This is a genomic window from Streptomyces vulcanius (genome assembly GCF_042653945.1).
Taxonomy (GTDB): Bacteria; Actinomycetota; Actinomycetes; order Streptomycetales; family Streptomycetaceae; genus Streptomyces; species Streptomyces mangrovi.
This window is the reverse complement of sequence record NZ_JBHSFK010000031.1, coordinates 112,129-136,929: the sequence shown is the minus strand read 5'-3', so window position 1 is coordinate 136,929 and position 24,801 is coordinate 112,129. Positions and strand designations below refer to the sequence as shown.

At 69.7% G+C, this 24,801-nt stretch carries 3 protein-coding genes; 1 reads left to right on the top strand and 2 read right to left on the bottom strand.

All coding sequences use genetic code 11. The features are described 5' to 3' along the window. Positions 1–291 precede the first annotated feature (291 nt). On the top strand, positions 292–24,042 hold the full coding sequence (locus ACFPIH_RS37780) for a M91 family zinc metallopeptidase (protein WP_385878505.1): 23,751 nt from the start codon (positions 292–294) through the stop codon (positions 24,040–24,042). On the opposite strand, the gene ACFPIH_RS37775 is transcribed toward ACFPIH_RS37780, so the two are convergent. Further along, positions 23,957–24,328: a DUF3253 domain-containing protein gene (locus ACFPIH_RS37775; RefSeq protein WP_381169145.1), complete on the bottom strand. Its 372-nt coding sequence runs from the start codon at positions 24,326–24,328 to the stop codon at positions 23,957–23,959. The genes ACFPIH_RS37780 and ACFPIH_RS37775 overlap by 86 nt on opposite strands. 31 nt (positions 24,329–24,359) lie before the next feature. Then, positions 24,360–24,749 carry a cupin domain-containing protein gene (locus tag ACFPIH_RS37770; RefSeq protein WP_381169143.1) on the bottom strand — a complete coding sequence of 130 codons (390 nt, stop codon included), beginning with the start codon at positions 24,747–24,749 and terminating at the stop codon, positions 24,360–24,362. Positions 24,750–24,801: the final 52 nt, after the last annotated feature.

Here is a 24,801-nt window from a genome sequence, read left to right as displayed (position 1 = left end):
CCGTCGGGTTCGGTTGGTGGTGGTCGTCGGGTGGGTCCGCCGGTGTTGCCGCCGTCGGGTGGGTTGCCGCCTGTGCCGTCGGGTTCGGTTGGTGGTGGTCGTCGGGTGGGTCCGCCCGTGTTGCCGCCGCCGGGTGGGTTGCCGCCCGTGCCGTCCGGATCGGCTCCCGGCGGCGGCCGAGGAGGAGGGCACGGCTTCTGGGACATGGCCAACGTCGTGCCCCGAGGCAGGCGCGTGGATTTCTCCCGCGTCCATATAGCTCCGTGGGGCAACAACAGTGACGTCGACCAGATGGTGTTGGCTCCCTGGGGGCGCGACGCGGCGGTCGTCGCGGTGCGGTCCGACACCGCCGGTTCCGTCGTACTGATCGATACCGACGGGTCCGGCCGGACGTTGACGTACGCCGCCTTCGCCGACCTGCTGATGGCGGACCGAAAACTGCCCCGCCGAGGGCCGATAGTCCTGTGGACCGAAGGCCGACGTGTAGGGGACATCGACCTGCCACGCGCCGTCGCCCGAACGACCGGACGTCAGGTCTGGTCGTACACGAGCATGCTCAGGGTCCGGCAGGATCCGGGCTCGAACCTCTACCACCTGGCCCCACCTCGCGAACGCTCGGAGGTTCCCGCCGGCACGTGGGTGCTGACGGAGCCGGCCGTCTGGAGAGCGCCGATGCCGGGACACGTCTCGGGCGCGCTCCGGACCGGGCTGAGAGCCGAGGTACCGGATGCGGATCTTCTGACATACACCATCGTCAACAACGACAACCGGCCGGTCGGGCGGGCCGTCTATCACCGAGAGGACTGGAGACTCCGCACTTTCGGGTCTCGATACCTGGCTGACCTGCAAGTCAGCTACCGGCGGAGCAACGGTCACTGGCTGCCGAATTCACAGACTCGCCTGCCCTGGGCCGGCCGGAGTCCGTACGTCCTCTCCGCGCACGGAAAGCCCGGTCTCGTGGATCTGCGCACGGGCTCCGAGGCTCTGGTCTCTGTCTCCGGTACGGAGACGGGCCGGTGGCTGAGGCGTCGCGCAAGCCTGGAAATGCTGCCGGGAACCACCGCGATCACGTTGATCGTCTGCAACGCGGGAAAGCGTCCGGAGGGCTCCGACCCGATGAACACCGCCTCGGTCGGCCAGCAGATATCGGATGTCACCCGGCGAACCGTCTACGCCGCCGATACCAGGATCTGGCACGACGTCGACCCCGCCCGCAGCGAGACTCCGCCCGCCGCGATGGCGCTTGACGACGTGCGTCCCGGCGTACCCGGGCAGTGGATCGAGTTCAGTCCCCTTCAGGTGGAGGAGCGACGGCTCGCGGAACTGATGACGGCCTCCGGACTCGACTACGCCGACACACTGCAATTGGCGCGCTACGTCCTCGAAGCCCTGGACGACGACATCAACAGCCCCGACTTCACTATGTGGTTGGCCTCCATAGCGGAGTCGTACCGCGTGAAGCCGAATCCTCCGGCACAGCCCGGACCCTCCGGCAGCTCCCACAACCCGGCTACGTGGACCGGCCCGGCCGACCAGCCCCACCGCACCGGCCCACGTGGCCGGTTCGGCGTGCCGTACGCCGACAGCCCAAGCGCGCGGACTCCGGCTCCGACCGGCAACCTTGCGAGACGGCTGTCCCAGTGGAACCGGGCCGTGGACCGAGGGACCGCGCTCACCGCCCCGCTCACGAGTGACGTTGTGCGGGACATGCTTGCCGTATACCGCGGTCTGACCGCGGACCCGGCTACGCGCCACCTGCTCGACGAAGTCACGCCGTTGGTGGGGCGAGCCACCTACCACGGACCCGAGCCGGCCGGCGCGAGACCAAGGCCGCACTGGCCGAGCCGCGACGAGCGTCCCGAAGGCGGCGGGAACACCGTGCCCATCGAGGGCCGGGCGTTCCAGATCACGCTGTCCGCCATGCGGCACTTCGAGGACCAGGTCGCCACACTCGTCCATGAGCTGCTGCACGTCAGCGTCAACGAACGGTACGGCCGCGAGGCCAACCTGAGCCAGAACCTCGTCGACGACCCCGCGGCAGCGGCACGCTTCGAGACGTACGTATGGTCACGGATCGTCGAACTGGTGCGTCACCTGCCCGACTCAGGACTGCCCCACGGCTGGCGTCTGGCGAGCAGGGGAAAGCTGGCCCTGCACGTCGGCCGGCGGGCGAGGCTGGAGTACGACGCCGTACTGGCCCACCTGCTGATCTGGTCGGACCTCTACGGCGACCCGGACTCCTCCTACCACCGACTGCTCAGCCACCTGAACGCCGAGACGCGCGATTGGCGGGCGGCTCGCCGCATCACTGTCCCCGCCGTCGACGCGGGCGAGGACGTCCTCGCGTCGCTGAGGGCAGCGGTGACCGCCCCGGTCGAACACCCGCGACAGGTCCGCGTACCGTTCGCCGGGGAAGAGCGGACGGTGCCCGAGGCCGGCCTCGGTTCCATCGCGGCGCTCGCGCGGAACGTCGCGGAGACCGCCGTACATCACGCCCGGCATGGCGTGCCGCTGCCTCAGGTGACCGTCACCGGGTACGGCAACGGCGCGGTGCTTCCCCGTGTGGACAGGGAAGCCGACGCCGTGAGAGCCGGAGCCGATCGCGCGGAAGCGGTGGCGGCGGCCTTCCGGCTGAGTCTCACGCACGCCCTCGGCCAGCTGGCGAACGCCGGTCCGGCCGTAGGCCCCGACGCCGTGGAGATTCACACGGTCTCCCTCGGACGGGCGTTTCCTCCCGGCACCACGCCCAGCCGTTTCCTGTCCGATTCGACATCGCGCCGGCTCGCCGTCATCGACGTCACCGACACGGCCGCGGACGACGGCTTCGACCCCGCGGCCCACACGCCTGCCGATGCGTCCGTGCCGCGGGGCGGTCGGACGGTCAGGACGACCGGAGCGCCGGTTCGCCAGGCCGAGTCGCATGGTCAGGGAATGCCCGAACTGGCGCCACGCCCGAGTGTCCGGGCGGCGCAGGCATGGTCCGCGCAGGCGATCGCCGATGCCTGGAGGGCCGATTCCAAGCTGTCGGCCACTTCGACGCGCTCGAACCACGTGAAGGACATCGACGAAGCGCTCGACGGTTGGGTGAGGTCCGAGAACTCGCCCGCGGAGGACGCGAACACCACGGCTGCGAGGCTCACCGACGTCCTCGCCGCGGTCAGGAAATGGGAGGACTGGCGCACCGACGTCAAGCACCGAGACGCGAGCAAGCGGGGTCAGGCACTGGACAGGCTCGTCCAGAGGATCGCGCGCAAGGACCCACTCGCCGTGCGGGACGCCGTCGTACGTCGTGTGGCCGGTCTCTCCCCGGCGGAGACCGGACGACTGGACGGGATGATCTGTTACAACTCGGTCGCACATTTGCTTTATCTGTCGGGATACGTCACCAGGGCGCGACATGACGCGTGGCCGAAGACCACGTCGGGCGCGGAACGGTATCTGGTGAACACCGGGGATCAGATGGTTCGCTCCCCGGATGACATTCCCCCGGGGCATGTCGTGGGCATCTTCCGCCAGTGGAGCGAGACCGGACCCCTCCAGCTCTCCCACGTCATGCTCTCCCTGGGCGACGGCCAGGCCATCGGATCCAGCAACGGCCTTCTGGGCGGCAGCGGGAACTGGTCGGTCCACCACCTCGGTGCCTACACCGATGAGAGCGGCGAACCTCGCGACGGACTGCTGTCATGGCCGGCCGCCGGCGGAACCGGAACGTTCCCCAGGACACGCATGGAACAGGGGCCGGACTGGTTCGTCGGCAGGCGGGTGTTCATACGTCCGGCCGAACGAGCCATCGAGATTTTCGGCGACCCCGAGGTCCTCACGGCCGGCCCGGCAGGCCCGGGGGCCGGTCGTGAGGCGGGCGTGCTGGACACCGGAGTGGGGAGGGGCACCGGACTGCCGTCGCCCGCGGAGCCGGCCAGGAACCCGGTCGCGGTGGACACCGGATATCCCGGTATCCAGGTCAGCTGGGACCACGAAGTGGATCCGACGTTCCTCGCGACGGTCAAGGAGCAGTTGGACCTGCTCGCGAGCAAACCTGTCGGCCTGGCTCTGATCGAAAGCCTCGCCGCGCGCGGTGCCCTGCCGGACCCCGCGACCCGGCAGCGGGTCAACGTCACGATCGAGCGTGTCGGCGCCGGCACCGTGATCGACGGCAGTCCGCGATTCATGACGCACGCCGGCAACGCCACCACACCTGCCATGGCGGAGTGGGCTACGCGGAAGGACCAGGGGGCCCCGGGCGAGGGGACGTCCAGCTCCATCCAGTACAACCCGAACGTGTGGGAGACCGCCGACGGTCTACGGCCTCCCTTCATAGGTCTCGCACACGAGCTGATCCACGCCCAGCGAAACCTTCGCGGCCTCTCCCGGCTCGATCCCGCCGAGGACGAGGCGGAGGTCGTCGGATTCCAGGACCACGCCGTACGGGAGTTCACCGAGAACAGGATCCGAGCCGAGCACGGCCTGTCCGCCCGCGCCACCTACACGGGCACCGTCGCCGACGAGCACGACAACAGCTCCCTCGAGCCAGAGGCCCCCGGCCCGAACGATCCCGTCCGCGCCGGCGAGGACGCCCACGCGCCGAGCGGTTCGTCGGCATCGCTTTCCGGGCGGGATCTCGTGTCCGAGCCGGATCAGGAGATGGCCCGGGTCGCCGCGGCGAGAGGCTGGGAGACCGCGTCCGTTCCGATGGACGGGGACTCCCTGTTCCATTCCGTCGCCACGCTCATGTCCCGTCCAGGCCGGCTCCTGTCCGCTGCGGACGTACGGCACGCCGTGGCTGAATACCTCACCCAGCACCACACCGCCTTCTGGGACAACCGCCCGTTCGCACAGGCGCTTGTGCACGGCTATGCCACCCATCACGGCCTCGACCCGAACCAGTTCGCCGCGCGGTTCTACGCCGTCGGTGGCGATCGGCGGCAGGTGACGAACTGGTTCGTGACCCATCTGGAGCGATCCGGGCACTACGACAGCGTGGTCGGCGACCTCGCCCCTGTGCTGGTCGCCAACGCCTACGGCGTCAACCTGGAGATCCTGGAAACAACCGCCCCCGGCGCGCCCCACCAGATCCACGTCGGCGCCGGCGACACCATCCGTCTCGTCCGCAGTGACCGCCATCGGCACTGGATGCCCGCACGTCCTGGGCCCTCCACGTCGACCCACGGACACAGCCGTCATGGCACGCGTCTGGGCTCTTCGGAGCCGGACACGTTCGTGCCGGCGGAGCCGGAGCCGACGGGCGCTGGGGCCCTCAGTTCCCACGGGCCCGCTTCCGGGAGTTCGGGGCCGGCGGGGTCTCGCGGCGCCTCCGATCGCGGCCGGCGTCGTGGTCTGCCGCCGATGCCCTCCTCTTCGAGTGGTGGACCGTCGCTTCCGTTGCCGCCGCTGCCTCCGCAGGTCGGGGCGGGTGGTCGGCCTGCGGGGCCGCCGCCGTCGCTTCCGTTGCCGCCGTTGCCGCCGTTGCCTCCGCAGGTGGGGGCGGGTGGTCCGCCTCCGGGACCGCCGCCCTCGCTTCCGCTGCCACCCCTGCCGCCCGGTGGCGCTGCCCGGGCCGGCGGCCGTCCTGCGGTGGTCGGCGGGATCCGGCTCCTGGACTGGGCCGGGATGCAAACGGCCCGGACACCCGTCGACTTCTCCCATGTCTACGTCGCCCCCTGGGGCAGCCTGAAATCCGCTCTCATGGACCGGATCGTGCCGGCGCCATGGGGCCGTGCGGCGCTGGTGGTCACCGTGCGGTCGGACCACAACGGCTTCGTCCAGCGGACAGATTCGGGACAGGCCGGCCGCTTGCCGTACGCGGAATTCGCCTCACTGCTGGCCAGCACCAACCCGGGCAGGACTCCGATCGTCCTGTGGACCGTCGGGGAGCGTGCGGAAAAGGTCGATCTGCCGCGAGCCATCGCGCGCACCACCGGACGTCGGGTGTGGTCGTACACCGGTCAGCTCACGGTCCGCCACGACCCCGTCTCCCGCGGCTTCCATCTGGCTCCGCCCCTCGAACGGGACGACGCCGCAGGCACATGGGTCGTTTCCGAACCGGGCTGGCCCGCCGCTCCGAGGCCAGGACGCACAACGGTCACCCGCCAAGGACGAGTGACTGAGCTGCCCGATGAGGATCTGCTCACCCATACCATCGTGGACTTCCACGGCAAATCCATCGGACGAGCCTTTCTGACGCGCGAGCACTGGAGAAACCCTTTCGAGTTCCGCTCCCGCTCCGCGGCTGACCTGAGACTCAGCCATCAGGTGACTGGGGCGGGAGTCCGCATTTCCGGAACTCAGAGGTGGGTACCCTGGGCCGACGCGAATCCGAGGCCGTATTTCGTCGTCGCTCACGGTGATCCGGGCATCCTCGCTCTGCCCACCAGCGACGGTCGCGATGACACACTGGCGACGGGCGAGGAGGTCGGCCGTCTGCTGCGTCGGCGTCCCAGCCTCGAGAGCATGCCGCGCGAGGCCGCCATCGTCCTGCTCAGTTGCTCGGCCGGTTCCCCACAGACCGGCACATCGGACATGACGGCCGTGTCGGTCGCACAACACGTCGCCAACGCCACCGGCAGGACCGTCCATGCCGCCAACAGCCCGGTCTGGTTCGTCAAAGACCCCGACGCTCCCCTCGACGCGTATCCGGCCAACGCGATGGCACTTGGGGCACTCCCTCGCGAGCAATCCGCGTGGGTCAAGTTCGAACCCGAACCAGAAGGCCAGGATCTCGCGGACATCACCAGCAGCGACTTCGAGGCGTACCTGGATTCCGCGGCGATGCCGTACCGCGGGAACCAGCCCGTGTCTTGGCAGAATGCGCCGTACCGGGAGAGCGGGACAGCACCCGAACACCCCGCTGGTCCACCTGCTCAGGTCACCGCACCGGCCGGGGCGCAGGGTTCCTCCCGGACGGGCCGGTCCCTGAGTGCGGGGCCGCTGACGGGGGAGCCCGGGGTCGGTGGTGGAGCGAGCATCGGCGATAAAGGTGACCTGGGCCGGCGCACGGGTGCCCTCGGCCAGAGCATCGGTGCCCTTGGCGAGCCGCATTCCGAGACAGTCCGGACCCCGACCGGAGAGACAGCCGTCACCTCCGCCGTCATCGACGTGTCGAACGGCCCCGAGCTGCCCGAGCCGCTGAGAGAGCAACTGTACGGCGATCGCGTCCTTTCCACCCTCGTCGGTCAGGCTGATCTGTCCGACCTCGCGTACGGGATGGACGTGCGGGCCACGTGGACTCTGAACGAGAGCGCGGTCGTTGCCGTGAGCAGGGCCGGTCTGAACGACCTCGACCTGGTCCGGCTCGTCCTTCGTGACTCCGCCATCGATCCCGGCCTCGCCGCGAGCCTTCGTCACCACTACACCTCCGCGACGGCGGTCTCCGGCCCGGAGACTCCGCCCGCCCCCGAGACCGACCAGGGCGTGCGCGACAGGGCCCACCCCATCGTCGGCGACCTCCTCGACGAGATCGACCGGTCCGCCGAGGACTGGGCCGCGTTCGCGCCACCAGGGGATGTCCAAGAGCCGGCGGAACAGGACGGATCCACTGGGACCCGGCCCCTGGCTGTCACGCGACGGGCCCCTCGTGCTCCGGAGCGGACACAGGCCGACACCGACGACGAAACGGCGCCGTCCGATGACGACAGGCTGATCGACGGCATGCTCGACCAGGTGGGCCAGGCCTACCCGCACGCGGCGACGGGCCGGTTCGCCGGCACCGCATTCGGGCCGGACGTGCTTCTCTCGCCCGATGTCATCGCCGCGGGTTTCGCGGACCTGGACCGGAACCTGAGGTCGCGGTTCGACGACGACGATGATGACGACAACAGCGCGGGCCGCCGTCCTGACGACACCGACGGGAACGAGTTCCTCGATTTCCTGAACATGCTGCGACCGCTGCACGACCACGTCGTACAGGCCACCGGCAGCGCCGAGCGGGACATCGAGCTGGCCGTCATCGCCAAACCCGGCCACTACATGAACGGCGAGGTCGGTCACGTGTCGGTGGCCGTCCTCCTGCCCGGGCAGCGGCATCCCGTGGTCGTCGGCTTCTACCCCGCCGAGGACGCCGGCCTGTTCTCCGGAGACGTCCCCGGCGCCATCAGCGACGAGGGCGCGGGCCTGGTCCTCGCCGAGGGCGTCCGTGTGCTGGAGGTGTCCTTCGCCGACGCGGGTCAGTTGACGGAGGCCTACCTCTACGCCACCCGGAACTTCGAGGCGTCGTACAACCTGTTGCGGTACAACTGCGTGAAGTTCGTGCGGGAGTTCATGGCTGCCGCGACGGGGAAGGACCCCGCGGACCTGATGGTCAGTACGCCCGACCGGCTCATCTCGGCCATGGCGAGGAACGCCGACTGGCGGTGGGCCGACAGCGCGACGCCGCTCACCGAGCTGACGCGGGACGACCAGGTCCGACTCGCCGACGTCGCCGCCGAACTGAACGCGCTCGACGCGGCTGATCACCGTCAGCTGACGGACTGGGCGCGCTACCGCGTCGCCCTCGATCATCAGCGCCCTCTGGTCACCGGCGAGCGCACCCACGTGCAGTCGGAGCAGTTCGACTTCCTGGACTCCTTCGTCACCCTGATCGCACACGAGGGTCATGCCCGGGGCGAGGACGCCGCACGTGCCCTGTCCCTGCGGCTCGGCACCACCTACGGCACGCTCCGCGTGCCGGTACCCACCACGGACACCACGCGGACCCGCCAGCCGGCTCCCGTACAGCCGCAGACATGGAGTCCGGACGATCCGTTCCTGGAATACGTCGAGATGATGGAGCCCCTGCGCCGCTACGCGCAGGACAACATCGGCAGCACCCGGCAGGACATCGAACTGGCCGTCATCGCCCAGCCAGGGGCCACCGGCTACGTCGACTACGTGCGGGGCGAGGTCGGTCACGCGTCGGTGGCGGTACTGCTGCCCGGGGCGCGGCATCCTGTGGTCGTCGGCTTCTACCCGGCCGAGGACGGCTCCGCGATCCCGACGGACATCCCGGGCACCATCAGCGACGAGGGTCCCGGCCTGGTCCTCGCCGAGGGCGTCCGTGTGCTGGAGGTGTCCTTCGCCGACGCGGGTCAGCTGGCGGAGGCCTACCTCTACGCCACCCGGAACTCCGAGGCGTCGTACAACCTGTTGCGGTACAACTGCGTGAAGTTCGTGCGGGAGTTCATGGCTGCCGCGACGGGGAAGGACCCCGCGGACCTGATGGTCAGTACGCCCGACCGGCTCATCTCGGCCATGGCGAGGAACGCCGACTGGCGGTGGGCCGACAGCACGGCGCCGGTCACCGACCTGACGCGGGACGACCAGGCCAGACACACCGCGGTGGTCGGCGAGCTGAACGCGCTCGAAGCGGATCAGTACCGTGCGGTGATGAACTGGGCGAGGTACCGGATCGCCCTGGAGCATCAGCGTCCCCTGGTCGTCGGCGAGCGCACCCAGGCGCAGGCGGAGCAGTTCGACTTCCTGAACTCTCTCGTCACGCTGGTCGCCCATGAGCGGCACGCTCACGGTGAGGACGCCGCACGGGCCCTGTCCCTGCGGCTCGGCACCACCTACGGCACACTCCGGATGCCGGTACCCACCACGGAAAGCACTCAGGCCCAGTGGTCCACACCGATCCCGGGCGGCACGTCGCACGTCACGGACATCACGGATCTCACCGGGCCCCCGGCCCTCCCCGGGACCGTGGACCTCACCGACCTCACCGACCTCACCGACCTCACCGACCTCATGGAGTCCATGGACCTCGCGGAGTCCACGGTCCTCTTCGAGGCGCCGGAATCGGCGTTCCTGGACGTCTCCGAGGACTGGTCCGCCGACTACGCGCCCCTGATCCTGTTCGAGGCACCGGATTCCACGTTCTCCGACACTCCGGCGGACTGGCCGGGCGATTTCGTGGACGAGACCGACTCCACCGACGATCCCGCGGGGACTGCTGAGCCCACGCGGTATGCCCAGGGACTTCCGGGACCGACGACGGTTGCGCGGACGCGTGACTGGACCAGGCGCAGGGTCCGCCTGCCGCGCGACGAGAACGATCTGCGGCAGATCATCGCGGACGCTCTCGACGCGCACGGTGGGCAGGAGAACCGTGTCGCCGACGATGACGAGGTCTCCGGACCCGCGTCGGAGTCCCCTCATGAGATGTCGGTGCAGAGGTGCTTGACCATGGTCTACTCCCTGCGCGACACGATGTTTCCCGACGGCGTCATCCTCGGGGTCTCGGACGACAGTGCGCTGGACGGACTCGCGGTCGGCCGGGACTGGATTCCGGTGGGGGCCTGGGAGGCCGTCGAGCGCGCGCTCAGGGACACCGGGGCCAACAGCACGGCGCTACTCGTGGCCCGTCGCGGCTCTGGCATGGGACACGCATGGGCCGCACACCTCATGCCGTCCGTCGACGGTAGCCCTGGACGGGTCGTCTCGATCGATCTCACCCGGAGCGAAAAGATCACCACCGCCCCCTTGGACTTGGCACCGATCGAGGCGCGGGCCGTGATTCTCGACCACTCCGGCCGCGTCGTCACCGACAGACTGCCGCGCTTCCTGGAATCGGGCTCGGTGCAGCACGCCATGGTGCTCCCGGCCGTGAACCATCAGTACGGCGCCGGATCGGTTGAGAAGGAGAGCCAGCATCCGGTCAAGGCAGCGAGGGGAGTGGAGCTTAAGTCGAAGGAGATCCTTGCCAAACACACGTCGGGTGCCAGGATCGAGGTCGACGAGTTCCCCTTCTTCCGTGCCGCCGGCGGGAAATTGCATCCGTTCCTGCCACCCGGGCGAGGGCGGCCGGTGCATCACGGGCTCACGCTTGTAGGGCACCCGATCACCGAAATCGTCCTGCCTCCGCTGACAGTCCTTCCACGCGGTGACGACAGAAAACTCTCGGTGAGCGAGGGGATGGCGCTGCTGCGGACGACGCAGCGTGCGTTGGACGCCGCCAATCGAGCGGACAAGGCGTTGCCGCTCGGGCGGACCCTGACGCAAGAGGACGGCTGGAAGGTCACGCGTATCGGAGGTGAGAGCTGGGTGATGCCTTCCCCGGTCGGCGTTGGGCACCGGGCATATACGCAGTACACGTTCGGTGTACCCCTGGCTCTGATGACGGAGCTCCTCGCATTGAGCGAGGATCGCCTGGCTATACCGAAGATGCGGACAATTGCACGCATGAGTCGACTTGTCGGGGACACCGTCGCCATCGGCTATGCGCGTGAGGTCATGGGGCTCGCGGTGTCCGCGCATCAACTGCCGTTCTTGGCGGGGCTGCCGGGCGTGGAGGAGGTCCGCGGCTACACGTGGTTGCTCTTCAATCACGTGGCGGCGGAGCCGGTCCGGGTGCGCTTCTTCACGGGAATCCTATCAAAGAACATGCTTCCCGTGGCTTTGCGTCATCCGTTTACGGCGGTGCACGAAGAACTTTCCGAGGGTGTGCAGGAATTCCTTGAGAAACGTGCGCAATGGATTGCTGATGTTTTCGTCGAGGGTATTCAGGAGGTGGTCTCTGCTTATCGTGCAAAATTGACGCCAGAGATATCCGACGACACGCGAAACGTTCTCGACGAAGCACTCGACAACGGTGTTACGGTCCGGGATTATCTTTTCAACGGATTGTTGGGAAAAAATAGCGAAAGGCAAGTGACGCAGTATGTCGCTCTCGGGATAGGCGACCAGCAGTTCCCGAATCTGGACACGAATGAGGGTCGCCTTGAGCTTCCCCTTATCCTCCTGGAGATCAGGAAGTTCGGCCAGGTGGCCAGTTATGCACTGAAGAATGACGACGAGATCGAGTCGGGATTCCAGGAGATCGCCGAAACGGTGCGGCGCTCCTACGACCGGGCGACGCGACTTCGCCGCCGCACGGCCGACCGCCTGCTACCCGCGTACCGTGCGGTGCTCTATGACGACCCCCTGGTGAAGGCCCTCACGAGGGTCTTCGAGACCGCACACGGCCTGCCTCCGATCCAGGTGGACCGGGACAGCCGAGGGCGCGCACTGCCGCTTCAGGACAGACAGCGGCTCGCCAACGACGTGATGGACTATCTCGGCACACGTCGTCTGAGCGGTATGGTGCGCAGCCGCCTGGAACAGATCGGTTCGGCACTTGGCGAGTCGTCGGCCGACGTGCCGGCCGAGATACACGACCAGTACGAGGACGCACGCCGCGCGGTCCGCGACGCCCTGCGGTTGGTGGACGACGTCGAGCGCGGCACGGCAGACCAGGGTGAGCGGGTCGTGTACCGCGGCACGGCGGATGATGACGAGCAGGTCGTGTATGGCGGCACGGCAGCGGGTTCCACCATTTCGACGCCGCCTCCGCAAGCCGACGACGACCCCGATGACGAACGGGTCGTGTACCGCGGCACGGCCGTTGGATCCGGGCCGGGCCGTCCCTGGGAAGGCGCGGCCCATCCGGCCCCGGCTCCTGGACCGGGGGCGCACGAACTGGAACCGGATGGAGCCGCGCCGGGAGTGGACTGGTACACCGCGCTGCCCGACACGGAGCCGGTGCGGGTCGCTGCGTCGGTCATCGAGGTCCCGCCGGGCGTGGAGCGTCCTGTGGCAGCGCGGTCACAGCTGACTGATCTGCTACGGCGGATGCTCGTGGACGAGGGTGTCCGCGCGCGGGTGGCCGGCAGCGGGGTACGGGTGCGGGTCGTTCCGCGTGACGTTCCGCTGGCGGCCGAGCCGGCCGAGGACGGGTTGTTTCGCGCGGTCGCCGGTCATTCCGCACACGATGGGCGTGGGCTCACGCTGACCGCGGAAAGGCTCGTCCTGGTTCCTGAGGAGAATCTGCTGGGTGAGTCGAGCGGGGTGGCACCGGAGCAGGCTGTCCAGGCGGACGGCTACTCCTCGGCGGTCCACGAACTGGCCCACCTGATCTTCCACTTCGGACTCACCGCGGAGGATCAGGAGGGGGTACGCAAGACGTTTCGGCAGAAGACGGACCTTGGACCGGACGCCGTGTGGGCTGACGGACCGTTGACGGACGCGAGCGGTGCGCAGGTGGGTAACTACGCGTCGCAGGACGCCGAGGAGTACTTCGCGCAGACCGTCACCGCACTGCTGGGCGCCAACCGGGGCAACGATCCGTTGACCGGGCAGCCGAGGAACAACGGCGCCGGATGGGTGCGGGAGCACGAGGCCGGCCTATGGCCGCTGCTGGAACGGGTCTACGGGGCGGAACCGGAACAAGACGGCCGGTACAACCCGCGAGCGGCCGTGGCCGCCGAAGAAGAGCTGTGGCATGGCTTTCGCGCCGTCACCACGGACAGCGGGGAGACGACCGATGCCGCCGCGGCACTCGACGACCTTTATGGCCCTGTCGTGACTCCGAAGCGGGTCAAGGACGAGGAGCGTTACCCGGGAAGCGCCACCGCGGTACGGCCCAACCCCCTGCGATGGCCCTTGGAGGACCTGCCGCCGGCGGTGCTGAACGGGCACCCTGAGGCTGTGTGGCTGTACGCGGTGGGGGAGCACGGGGAAATCACCCTGGGCAGCGAATCCGTGACGAGCGCTGTGCGGCCCGACGACTTCGACGCGCTGCTCGCCGGCATCCTCAAGGCCGACCCGGAGTCACTGCGAGACCCGAACCCCGATGTCACTCCCGAGCAGAAGCTGAAGTCGCTGCTCGACGGCCAGGGACACGTCGGTGTCGCGGTGCGGTTCGAGGACAGGCACGGAGACACTTTTGCCGGGGGAGCGCGTGTCTCGGGTGAGTTCCGCAAGAGCCCCGACGGCGACTTCTGGATCGTCAACGACAAGTCGGGCCGGTACATGAGCGCCAAGGTGCGCCCCGGTCTGGACCCGGCGCAGGCGGCGGAATGGCTGCGCAATGTCGCGTCCCGGTTGAGTGACCATCTGGGCGGTGCCGAAGTCCGGCCTGTTCAGGTGAAGTCGGCCGCAACACCCGGGAAGAAGCCGCACGCTGCCGCCGACGGGGCGACGACGACCGTGGCGCCGAGGGACAGTGACGTCGAGGGGGCCGGACGGGCAACGCAGTCGGACAACGGGAAGGGCAGGGGCAGGGGCACAGCGGACGACGCCGAGGACCCGGCGGCACCTCCATCGCCTGAATGGGTCCGCAAGCAGGAGGAGTCGGGCCTGGCGCCGAGCGTGTGGTTCGGCCGGGGCAGCGCGGAGGTTCCGTCCGATCAGGCGGCCACGGTCGACACCGTGGCCGACCGAGCCGTCCGGGCCGCACGACAGACCAGCGCCGATCCGGAGTCGAGGCCGGTGGTCACGGTCACCGGCTACGCCGAAGCAGGGATCGAAGGCCCCTATGGCGTTGCCGTCGATCAGCGGCGCGCGGACGAAGTCGCCGACCTTCTGCGAGGCAGCCTGCTTCGTCGGCTCGCCGAAGCGGGGATGAGCGCGGACGCGGTCGTCGTGGACGTGATCGCTCGTGGTGACGAACTGCCGGCCACGGACATGGCCACAGGCCTGGACCGGTCCGTGCTGCTTCGCCGTGCGACGATCACCCTGCACACTCCCGTGAACCTGGTCGCCCCCGGAGGCGAGGACGCGGCGGGGGCCGACCCGGTCGACCTGATTTTCGCCGCTCTCACCGGACGGGACAGACCGGCTACGGCCATGGTTCCCGGCGCCGCGGGTGATCCGTCGGAAGCCGGAACCACCGGCGGCCACCGTGCGGTGGCCTCGCTGCCCGCCGAAGAGTCCGGCACCGCCGTGTCCACCGTCGAGCCGGCCACTGGAGCTCGCTTCGCCGAACCGACCACAGGGGCAGGGGACAAGGACAAGGACAGGGACGAGTCTGTCGAGCCCGAAGCGGAGCAATCGGTCTCGGCACAGGGTGAGTTGAGTGACGGGGAGGCGCGGGCCTGGCAGGACTATGGTGCGGCACTGGCGGACCTCTCTGCGGCTCGCGACCTTGCTGACTCCGCGTCGGGTGAACAGAGCGGCTTGCGCCAGACGCGTCAGCTTCGGGTGACCGAGGCCGAACAGCGGCTGGCCGACGCCGAGCGGGCGACCGTCGGTCGGTTGCCCGAGGGGGAGCAGGCACACCCCGAAGCGTCGGCCTGGAAGGAGTACGGCGAGGCGCAGGCCGGACTGACCGCGGCTCACGAGCTGCGTGCCGAGCTCCTCAGCCGTGGCCGCACCCTTGAGGCCAGGCAGACCGGCGAAAAGTTCAAGCAGGCCCAGGAGCGGTTGACGCGTGCCCATGAGGCGATCGCGGGCCGCGCGCAGTCGTCCATCGCCGCGCCGCCCGCCGAATCCGACCGCACCGACGTCGCCGCCCCATCGCCGGTTCAGCGCACCCCGCCCGAGACCGCCGCGTCGCCTTCTCCCCGGCCCACCGAGCCCGCCGACGACCCCCTCATCGACGTACCCCTGATCACCGGGGCAGGGCCCGTCGATCCGCAGGCCGGCGGCTCAGGTCTCCATGGCCTGTACGACAAAGGCGACGGCGATTCCTTCTTCGCCTCCGTGCTGGCACGCGCTTTTGAGCGACAACTGCCGTCCGCGACAGCTGATATGTCGGTCCATCAGCTCCGGGTGCATGCCGCCGACTGGTTCGCCGCCTCCGACCTGCGGTCGGCCGACTTCCTGCGGATGGACCCGCTGGAGGTTCTCGTGAGTGACCTCGACACCACGACTCTGAGGCAGGTTCTCGGCGGAGTACCGCTGCCGGACCTCGCGCCGCACCAGCGTGCGGCCCTCGACGAGGCCCTGACGGAGCACTTGCTCCGGGAGGAACTCCAGCGCCGGATATCCGATCCACAACTGCGCATCACGGTGGCCGGGTTGCCCGTGGAGGCGGTGCGGGACCTCTTGCCGGATCACACCCCCGACCTCGCCGACGTTCCCGAGGACGAGCGCGTCCGACTGGCCGAACCGTATCACCGTGACGCGCTGCGCACGATTCTCGTCACCGAACTGCGCCGTAGCGACGAGGCAGCGGGACGACACTGGCGGCGGCTTCTGGCGAGCGTCTACCCACGTTGGGCGGAGGCCGCGCCGGTCCGGTCCGAGATCATCGGCGGTACCACCGCGGGCTTGGTCGAGCGGGCGATCCGTGACGTTCGCCTGTCGGAGACACCGTTCTTCAGACACGGGATGAGGGTGGTCGCCCTCAGCGTCGGTCTGGAGTCGGCTGAACCCCAGGCCCGGTCCGTGGACACTCACGCAGTCCAGGAGCCTACCAGCACTTCGGTGTACGTTCAAAGTAACCAGCCCGGTCCCTCCTCCGCGCCGTCGCCCGCGGACTCCCGGGACAAGCAGGATCCGCCAGTCGGGACGAGAGTCCGTCTTCTTCTCTCCGATGGCGACGAGGTCGTCTACCCGGGGCAGACCGAGACCATCGCCTCGATCGAGTTCCAGCTGAACATTCATCGCCCGCCCCGCGTCGACCGCTCGATGCTGCGTCCGCCGGCGTCCGGCAGCCGGGTGAGCTTCGCCGACGGCAGCAGCCTGCCCGACTACGTGACGGGTGACGGCACCGCTCCCGGACGCACCTACGGCCATGCCGCGGTCACCCTGCGCGGCATCGACCTGGTGGTGCGGGAGATCGACGAGAGGCTGGGCCTGGCGCGGTCGGCCAGATCGGATGCCGGGGACCCGCTGGCGGACTTGAGAGGCGCGCTGCGCGACACTCCGTCGCTCTTCCACGGCCACGGTTATGAGGGTCCGCCGTTCACACTCGACGGCCACGAGGGGGTGAGGCTACGGGTTATGACCGTGCCCCACGGCCACTGGGAGCGGTTCACCGACACCCATGGCAAGCCCGTCAAGGTGGACATCGCCCACCGCAGCCAGTCCACCACCGGCGCCGCCAAGACGGTGAGCACCACCCGCCAGATCGGTGCCACCGCTCAGATCGGTCCGGCGGCCGGCATCGCGGGCTTCGGCTCGGTCGGCGGAGCGGTGAGCTTCAGCCGGTCGTACAACTACGGCATGCTCGACCAGACGCTCAGCCAGGTCGAGACCCGTTCGCTCGACGACTCCCATGTGCATGTGGACGACGTGCAGTACGTGTTCTGGCTCAGCGGCAGAGCCTCGGGCTACGGCCCGTCCGGTCTGCCGCGCGAGGTCCTCACCGGCGACTTCACCTTCGGCGTGCGCAACGGGCTGGCCCTGCGCCTGTCGGACAGCGACACCTTGCCCGTGACGGACGAGCGGGCGCCCGACGAGATGCGGCTCGGCCCGCAGAGCGACTACCGGCTGGTGCACACCGAGGGGTACGGCTCGGTCGAGACGATCCGGCGGTGGGCCCTGGACAGAGCCGGCCGCCCGGCGCCCGGCACCCTGGCGTACGACGAGATCGCCGGGTTCTTCACGTCCGACAGCTTCACGCGCAAGGCCGAACGCCTGGCGCGTGGGCCGGTCACCGGCAATCCGCTGCTCGGGGAGGACTCCGCCGCCACGTCCAAGGGCGCCTTCGTCGTCGAACGGGTCGTCCCGGGTGAGGCTCGTCTGCTGACCAGCACCAGCGCCGGCGAGCTGCGCGGCACCATCCAGCAGACCGTCAAGAACGAACGGACCCTGACCAGGGTCAGGGGGTGGCAGTTCAACGCGTCGCTCGGCGCGAGCTTCGACGTGAGTCCGGACGGTGGCGGTCTCATCGGCACCGTCCGGGCCAGGATCGCCGCCGCCATGCGCTACGTACGGAACTCCGCGAGTGGCCTGGTGTTCGGCGGCTCGGGGAGCCGCAAGCTCGTCGGAAGGGCCAAGAAGGTCCCGACGGACCTGTACCAGGTCGAGAAGACGGTCTACGTGCGCATGAGCGGCGACAAGGAGGCGACGAAGTTCACCACCTGGAGCCTGGACCGGATGACACGGACGGAGGCGCGCCGCCTCGCCGGGTGGGACGACGGCACCAGCCTGCGCCGGCGCAATGGTGCCGGGCAGGGCGCCGAGCCCCTCGCCCCCGTCTACCTGCCCGAGAAGGACCCCGCCCTGCTGGGCATGAGCCGACCCGAGGCGTTCACCTACGACAACGGCGACAGGGTCGCCCCCGGAGACGGCGACAACGCCCCCGGGCTCACCTTCCTGGAATCCTTCACGGATCGGGTGATCCGGGCGGCGGCCCGCGAATACCCCGGCATGATCGCGCCGTTGGCGGACCTCGACGCCGACAGCCCACGCTGGCGCAACAACCGCAACCAGTACCGCATGGTGCTCCACAACACCCTGACCGTGGTCAACACCCTCGCCCACCACAGCGTCGCGGGAAATCTCGAGGCCATCATCACGACCGGGCTGCGGATCGGCCTGGTGGTGCCCGGCCGCTTCACGCGCTCCTACCGCTACCTGTGGATCGACGGCAAGCTCAAGGACCGTCGATACGAAGGAACCCAGAACGACCTGATCCTGCGGGGCAGCGTCGCCGGTACCGAGCGGCTGGACGGGCAGAAGAGCTTCGATCACGCACTCGAGCGAGGCTTCGACGCCGCCGTACAGCTCAGGGCCGCCGAAAGGGGGGTCATGGGCACGCCCGAGAACATCGGCTCCCTTCAGGTCGGCCCGCGCTGGGTGCGGCAGACGGGCCGCAAGATCGCCTACGGTCCCACCGTCTCGTTCGAGCAGATGGCCATCAGTGGAAAACCGTCCCACCTGCACAGCTACCAGCTGGAGCTGACCGCGAGGACTGGCGGCTACTGGCGCTTCCGCAGTCTCTGGCGGGGCATCGGCTCGCTCGGACTGTTGGGCACACAGCCCTTTGTCATACCGGAGAAGGAGATCGAACTCACCGACGCGTCGGTGAGGGGAAGGGTGGTGCTCGCCGTACCCGACGAGCACACGCCCAGCACGGACGCGCAGGCGAAGTCGGCAGCGCCCGCCGAGCCGAAGATCGAAGTGCTGGACCAGGCGAAGGCCAAGGCCCTGATCAACGGCGAGCCCGGCGAGCTGTCGGACGACCACGCTCAGCATCCCTTCGGCGACCAGCCGTACCAGACGCTCGGAGCGGGCGCGCACCCGGAGCTGGCGACGGGCATCACGGACGTCATGCGGGAAGCCTCAGGCGGCTCCTGGCACTACTCGCAGATCGGCGCGCCCGCGCACGGCGCCGGCGCGCGGATCGCCATGCCGCAATGGGCGGGCAACTCCGACCAGGCGACCGGCCGCTACGGGGAACGGCTCACGGGACTCTTCGGCAAGGGCCCCTACCAGAACCAGATCGGCACACTGGTCCACCGCATGCGGATATTCAACCCCAGGGTCGCCTCCAAGCCGGTGAAGATCGAGACGGAGCAGACACTCGGCGCGGAGCTGCAGTCCTCCGGTGCCATGACCACCACCCAGTCCTTCTTCGTCGGCGTCACCGCCTACTTCCTGCGTACCCACCCCGAGACCCCCGCCTTCAATGGCGTCTATGCCCTGCTCGGGCGGTGGGGCCGCTCGCGTACCGAGTCGAGCACGGTGACCCGCGCGGTGACCTCCGAGATGGTCCGGGTCGACGAGGGCCACAAGGTGCTGGTGGTCGGGGACACCCAGCACGACATCGCCGGATCCGTCCGGGCCGACGGCCTGCTCGCCGGGCCGCACAGACTCGCCACCTGGTACCGCGACAACTGGGCCGGCCGGCAACTCACCTTCTTCTCCGACTGGCTCGGCCACCTCCCGGAGAAGGCCGCGCACCGGGTGGGACTCATCAAGGACGGGCTGGGCGAGGTGCCCGCCTACGTCTCCAAGCGGTGGAGCCTGCCGGCCTGGCTGCGGGACAACCCCTTCGGCTCCTATCCGGTGAACTCACTCGACACCACCGAGGTCGTGGCCGAGTTCGACCAAAAACTGCGGGAACTGGACCTCGACGACACGAGCCGCGAACGCCTCCTCGCCATGGTCACGCCACGCGCCATCCGGGCCCTGCGCGGCGAACTGACCACCGGACCCGACGCGGCCGAGCACACCTCGGGCGGAGCGCGGACCCGCGCCCGCGTGGGCCGTTGGGGCTACCGTCACATCCGTGTCGGAAGCCGCACCGTCCCCCTGCGCCTGGAACTGATCGCGAGGGAACCGGACTTCCAGGGTCTCGACCACAGCGCCACCCTGTGGGACAACCGCGCCTCCACCGAGACCGTGGAAGGGGGCGTGTCCACCGCATTCAGCCGCGCGCTCGGTATAGGGGTCAGCGAACGGATAGACACCGACAACGCGAAGGCCAGGGCCGCGGGACCCACGTACAACGAAGTGGGAACGAGCGTCCGGTCCACCGCCGCCACCAGAGCGACGGCGCACTACAAGACGCACGTCTTCTACCCGAATGAGCCGTACGCCGAATATCTCACCGGGTATGAGCTGCGGCTGGTCCTGGAACTCGACGGCAGGAGGATCGAAGCGAGAGGCGACGTCGGCAAGCTCCGCGAGCAGTTGCCGCTGAGCCTGACGGTCCCCGAGACCGCCGATCCCGCATCCGGCGACGACCGGCTCGCCCCGCCCGTCCTGCCCCCGCCCCCCTATCAGGCCACGGTCTGGGCACAGCGCGGCGCGGGCAGAACGCGCGAGCTGATCGACCGGTGGCGCGCCGTGCCGCACCCGGACGGCACCGAGCGGCCCTTCGAGCCGCCCAGGCACGGATTCCTCGTCCGCCGGGTCGTTGGACAGGAAACCTTGCGCGCGGCGGGGGACCTGGCGATCGCCAGGGCCTATGGCACCACCGTGGTCGCCACCTCCGACCGGATCGAACTGTCCGGCAAGAGGCTGGACGACGCCGTGGCCAAGGCCAGGCGGACCGGGCTGACCGAGCCCAGCTCCGCCGCGGCTCTCGCGGCGCACACCGGCACCACACAAGCGGCCCTGTCCGCCTTCTTCGACGACACCGCGACGGCCGACGGCTACCAGGTCGCCGGGCTGCACGAGCACACCTTGGTATCGGGTTCCGACGGCGACTACCGCCTGTACTCCAAACCGGACTTCACCGGTGCACAGCTGCTGGCGATCTCCCCGGAGAGCGCCATGGAGACCGCCGACCGGATCACCGACAGCCGGGATGTGTCCGAAGTCCGTACCGGCGTGCACAACATCGCCGCCGGGACGCAGCCCATCCTGGACTCCGACGCGGCCGGCAGCTCCTACCCGCACGCCTCCGGCACCGGCAGCAACACCGGCGACGCCGACGGCCGCAAACTGACGGGCGCCGGCGGCGCGCAGCTCAACATCAAACCCAAGACCGGGCGCACCTTCCTGTTCGCGATCCCGACGAGCTGGCTCAGCGTCGCCGACGTGGACCGGCACTTCAAGGACAGCCCGGTCGGTTCCTGGCTGGGCAGGAACCTGGGACCCTTCGGGTACATCAAGCCCGGCCTCCAGGCCGTGGAGACCAGGACACAGGTCATCGCCTGGGTACGGGAGGACATCGCCCGGGACCTCGGCCTCATCACCGAGGCCAATTTCCCGTCCGAGGTCGCGGACGCCTGGAAGAACGTCACCAAGGCGTCGGACGCCTGGGTGAGCGCCGACAAGAAGTACTGGGAACACCGCCGGGCGGCGGCGCAGCAGCAGGACACCCTGCGAGACGCCTCGGCCACGGCCGATCAGCACCTCGCCGAGGCCCTGGAAGCGGAACGGTCACGAACCGGTGCCGCCGACGGCCCTGACCGTCCCGAGAGCACCGGGTCCGAGGCCAGGACGGCCGAGTCGGAGGCGACCACGGCTGCCCGGCAGCGGGCGGCGGACGCCGAGGCCGGCCTCGCCAAGGCCGAGTCGGAGGCGGTCGAGACCCTGCGGACCGACCTGGAGAAAGCGGAAGCGGCCGCCGCCGAATACCATCGCGTACGTTTCGAGGCGGACCGGTTCACCCGCTGGCACCGGCTGTCCGACGGGGACCGCCGCGAGGTTTCCAAGCCGCCGTCCGCCGCCTTCGAGACGCCCCCCGCGGCTCCGGCACCCGAGCGGCAGCGGTACACCGAGACACCGGCCGAGGACGGAGGTGACCCCGTTCTCACCTCACCTACCGGGGAGGAATACAGGGTGCGCGACGTGCCGTCCGACGGGAACGCCTTCTACACGGCGCTCGCCGAGGGACTGCGCAACGCCGCCCCCGGCCTGCTCACCCAGGCCGGCCTGCCCTCGCCGCAGGACCGTCGCGCGTTCGTCACCGGGCTCCGCGAGAAGTTCGCCGAACGTCTCGGACAGGACCCTGACCTGATCGCCGTCACCGTCCCCGACAACAAGGACGGGTTCACCCGGCAGGAACTGGCGGCGGCGGGCGTCGCCTTCGGCCGGGCGGCCGACCGCAAGGAGTCCGAGGACACCGGCCTCATGCCGCTGCACGCCGACCTGCCCGACGACGACCGCGCCCGCCTCGCCCGGGAGCAACTCCTGCGTGCGGGAGACGCGGACGGCGACGCAGGGTGGGACCACGGCGCCGCCGACGTGCTGCCGCTCCTCGCCGCCCGGATGTTCGGCGTACGGGTCACGGTGGTGCGCGACGACGGCGGATTCCAGCAGTTCACGCCCCCCACGGAGGCGGGCGGCGACACACCGGGGAAGGACCCGGACCAGCCGACGACAGGACCGGACGAGGCCGCTCCTCCGCACGTCGTACTGCGCCTGAAGGACCGTCACTACCAGATCGCCCTTCCCGAGGGTGAGACCGCACGGCAACCGATGCTGTTCGACGCGAGGGCTGCGGCTTCCGCGTCCGAAAGCGCCGCGAACGTCCCGCCCGACCCGCTGAGGGACGAGCCCCAGCACCCCGCGCACCGAACACCGCCGTGGAGATCCGAGGCCGCGCCGGACCGGTGGCGCCATGGCATGGCCGCTGGAAAGCCCACGCTCACCGCGCCGGACGGCACGGTCCACGACCTCCTCCCGCCGAGCGGCGACGGCAACGGCTTCTGGTCGGCCCGCGCCCGGTGGCGCAGCGAGGCCGGATTCGGGGACGGCGCTCACGCAGGCTCACTCAGGGACCCGGTCCGCAAACTGGTCGAGCGCGTGACGCCACTCCCGTCGGCCGAACTGGACCGCGCCGCACGCTTCACCCACGAGGAACTGAGCACGGCCAGGGTGCGGCTCACCGCCGAGCACCTGGAACAGTTCAACAACGCCGGAGGCAGGCTGCCCGACGACGTACGCCTGAGCACGTCCCAGGAACAGGCGCTGATACGTACCCACCTCGCCGCCGGCCGGCACTGGGGCGACGCGGCCGGCCGGCTCGCCTTCCAGGCCGTCGCCACCGGTGACGGCATCCGTCTGACCGTCGTCTCGGAGGACGGCGGCGCCACCACGTACACCCCGGCCGACGCGGCCGACGTGGCGGACATCAGGGCCATGGTTCTGTATCGGCGGGGCAGCGAATTCCTGCTGACGCGCCCGCGACCGTCCGGGACGCCGGTCTCGGAGGTTCCTGACACGTCTGGCCTCCCCGAAGCCCCGGATCCCTCGGCGATCCAGGAGAGCCCTGGAACCGCCGGGGCGCGGCGGATCGAGGAAGCGCCCAATGCTCCGGCGGTCGCGGGACCTCCGGCCCCGGAGACTTTGCGTAGCCATGAGAGTCATGGAAACGTCGGGGAGAGCCGTCACACCCCGCAGACGCCACAGACGCCGGAGGCCTCTGCGGGTGCGGAGACTCCGGAGATCGCGGGGCCGGCCGTGAGCGGCGAGCCGCAAGTCCCCTCGGCAGCCGTGCCGACCCTCGGCACGGGCGGGCGAATGCCGCTCCTGGATCCGGCGCCGGTGGTCATCACCCCGGGGGCGGAGTCAGGCCCGCCCCCGGACGGGCCACGAGACACCGCCTCCGGGTCGCCGCAGCCGACGGGCCCGGCTCCGGCGTCGCCTGGCTCGGCAGGTTCGGTCCCCATGTCGCCGCAGCCGGCGGGCCCGGCTCCCGCGTCGCCGCAGCCGATGAGCCCGTCGCCCGGGGCGCCTGCCACGTCGGCAGGGACGGGGGCTCCCGCCACCCCGGTCCGCACCGACGATGTGGAGGGAAGCCCCGGTGACAGGGAGGACGCCCGCACCGGTCGGCAGCGGGAGGAGGAGCCTGCTGGTCTCGGCCAGATGATCTTCTCCGTCCTCACCGGCAGCGGCAGCCCGTCCAGCGGGACGGCGCCCGACACGAAAGTCGGACGGGCGCGACAGGAACCCGGCCGGAATCCATGACCGCGGTGGCGGTCTGAGCTCCGGCCCGTACGCGAGCACCCCGGGGGGTGTGGGCAGCGACATCAGACGCGTCGACGGTCACCCCGCGCTGGGTGACCACCACCAATCCGGAGGTGGCGAGCCGGGCCGCTGCCCGGCGCACGGGCTCCATGAGGTCGCGCCACTCCTCGTCCGGTCCCCGACGGATGGCGCGGGCCACCTCCGACGGGCAGACCGAGGCGCCTGGAGCCCGCCGGTCGGGCATGTCGAGAATCGCGTTCTCCAGGATTCGGTCACTCGCTGACATCCGGGGTGCTCCCCTCAGCGGCGGCCGGCGATCACGCCTGGGCGGAGTCTCCGCCGCCCAGGACGCCGGCCTCGGTGAAAGTCTTCACGAGGTGATGGTGGTCGGCGACACGGGTGAGCTGGAGCAGCTCGGTCTCGGCGGTCATGTAGGGGCGGTGGCCGGGCTTGATGTAGAAGGCGTCCCCGGACTTGAGGAACTCCTCGCCGCCGTCCGTGTACTCGACGCGGACTTCTCCGCGGAAGAGATAGCCCCAGTGCTCGACGGGGCAGGCACGGTCGGGGAACGCGGTGAGGAGATCGTCCATGCTGTAGCCGTTCGCGCAGGTCTCGAAGGCGTAGTGCATGTCACCCAGCTCCGCCCACTTGCCGCTGTATCCCGGGGTCTCGACGGTGGCCGGTGCGTCGTTCTTGTTGATGTGCATGTCTGGCTGCTTTCCGACTGGGCTGAGTGATCTTCTGATGACGGGGTGATAC